This is a genomic window from uncultured Thiocystis sp. (genome assembly GCF_903866365.1).
Lineage (GTDB): Bacteria > Pseudomonadota > Gammaproteobacteria > Chromatiales > Chromatiaceae > Chromatium.
Map to the genome: position 1 here is coordinate 1 of NZ_CAIPNF010000210.1, position 2,252 is coordinate 2,252.

The following is a 2,252-nucleotide window of genomic DNA, read 5'->3' on the forward strand; positions in this document are numbered from 1 at the left end:
CGAGGTCTCGGCCGATGTCAACCGCGCCCTGAGCACCCCGGACAATGTGCGCGAGGCGCTGGAGCGCGAACTGCTGCCCAAGCTCGCCGATGACTACGGGATCGAGTACAGCTTCGAGGGCCGCGCCGCCGATCAGCGCGAGACCCTGGGCGACATGCGCCTCGGGCTGATGTTGGGGCTGGGACTGATCTATCTGATCCTGGCCGCGGTCTTCGCGAGCTGGGGCTGGCCGCTGGTGGTGATGACTGCGATCCCGCTGGGTCTGGTCGGGGCGATTACCGGACACTGGTTGCTGGGGCTGGATCTGACCCTGCTGTCGCTGTTCGGACTGTTCGGACTGTCCGGGATCGTGGTCAATAACGCCATCATCCTGGTCAGCATGTATCACGAACTGCGCGAGACCGGGATGGCGGTCGACGAGGCGCTGGTCGAGGCCGCCACCTCGCGGCTGCGGGCGATGCTGCTGACCTCGGCGACCACCGTGGTCGGTCTGGGACCGCTGATCTTCGAGACCAGTCTGCAGGCGCAATTTTTGATTCCGATGGCGGTTTCGCTCGCCTTTGGCGTCGGCTTCTCCACCATCCTGGTGCTCATCTTCACCCCGGCGCTGCTGTCATTGCACGAGAGTTTGCATCAGCGGATGGGGCGGGTGTGGGACTGGATGCTCGATCGGCCCGCGGCGGCAACGCTTTCCGCGCGGAGCGATCGGCCGGCCGGCTGACGGCGGCCGGGTGCCGTGCCTGCTTCAATAAATCCGTTGCAGATGCTGTGTCACGGCCCCGTGCTCGACCGGCGGCGGATTGCGCCGCCTCAACTTCGGAATGAAACCTGTCGCTTGTAGAGCGTCAGTAGGCGATGCATCGCCTACCAGACGGCGGGAGCGAATCCCGCCGGATTGCGGACCTCGACCTGCTCGCCGTTCTGACACAGGACGTAGAAACCCTGGGCCATCGCATACTCGGCCACCGACGGCGTCACCACCATCCCCGCCACCGCGCCCATGACCCGATGGTCCTTGTACAACGGCAAGACCCGCTTGAGCTTCGCAAGCCGCGCCACATGCGCATCCACATGCTCCACCGTCAGCTTGCTTTTGCACTCCACGCCCACCAGGGCACCATCGTTGACCACCAGCAGATCGATCTCCAACCCTTCGCCATCGCGGTGCGCCGAGACGCCCGGATAGACCGCATGCACCTCGATGCCTTGGGCGCGAAACAGACGCACCACGGCCGGCGCCACCAGGTGTTCGACGAACTCGCCGAGCCGATTCCCCAACTCGCCCAGATTCTTCGACACTTGTTTGACCAGGCGGTCGGTTTCCTGGAAACGGCGGTCGGTTTCCTGGAAACGGCGGTCGGTTTCCTGAAACCGGCGGTCGGTTTCCCGCGACGATTCCTTCATTAAGCGTTCGGTTTCCTGAAATTTGCGGTCGCTTTCCTGAAACAACCGCCAGACGTCTTCAAGGGTCGGGTTGGCAAGGGACATGGCCTGGATTCCTCGCGGCACTCAATTGGTTTATAGCTCGGCTGTGCTCATTTTAGCGTCATTCGCCACCGTACAATAAATTTCAGATACTTGCTTTCCACAAGCAAGTTCTGAACTGGATATCCTCTTAGTAACTGATGTTACGCAGCCGCCTTCAGGCGGTTGATCTCACCGAAGGCATGCTGAAGCACCTCGACAGAGCGTTTCGCGCGCAGCGCGAAGTGGTCTTCCGGCTTTGGGATCTGCTGCATCAGTGTCTCCCGTGTGAACGTCAGTTGACGTGGCTGGCCGACCTGAGCCATTGGTTCATTGTGTGGGATGTCTGCCGCGACGCACCTGCTGACGGCACGGCGTTGAACCTGACCGTCATGGACCAAGCCGGTCAGGCGGTGGGCGACCCTGGATCCAGCCCGAACGGCAGCGGGGCGGTCTGGGTGGTCAGCGATGACTTGGCGGAGGCCATTCCGTCGTTGATTCCGAGATCGTGATGCGTCCGTCCTTCGTCGCGAGGCGGCGGTGACCGGAAATCCTGGATATGTCCCTTGATCGACACTCACGACACTTTTCGGCTCTCTGGGATCTGAGTAGGAACCGGGAAGGTCGAAAAATCTATTAATTATATGATCTTACAAAGATCTGGAGACGCATAGGTGTTCGGGATTTTTTAAGCCTGGACTTCCAGAAGCAACCTATTTAAACGACCTAAGGATGTCTCTCTTTTCTTATAATTTGGATCGAAAATTTCGTTTGCAAAAAGCTTTATC

General features: G+C 60.2%; 3 protein-coding genes. 2 read left to right on the top strand and 1 reads right to left on the bottom strand.

What is annotated here, in order from left to right:
- Positions 1–721 (top strand): efflux RND transporter permease subunit (locus QZY07_RS11805; RefSeq protein ID WP_295402698.1); only part of this gene is annotated, 721 nt, incomplete at its 5' end.
- A 143-nt stretch (positions 722–864) separates the two neighbouring features.
- Here the strand turns inward: QZY07_RS11805 and QZY07_RS11810 are convergent.
- The gene (locus QZY07_RS11810; RefSeq protein ID WP_295402700.1) at positions 865–1,488 is read right to left on the bottom strand and encodes a DUF3782 domain-containing protein; all 624 of its coding nucleotides are present in this window, start codon (positions 1,486–1,488) and stop codon (positions 865–867) included.
- 179 nt (positions 1,489–1,667) lie between these two features.
- Here QZY07_RS11810 and QZY07_RS11815 point away from each other — a divergent pair, with 179 nt between their 5' ends.
- Positions 1,668–1,976: a hypothetical protein gene (locus QZY07_RS11815; RefSeq protein ID WP_295402702.1), complete on the top strand. Its 309-nt coding sequence runs from the start codon at positions 1,668–1,670 to the stop codon at positions 1,974–1,976.
- The last annotated feature ends 276 nt before the right edge of the window (positions 1,977–2,252 follow it).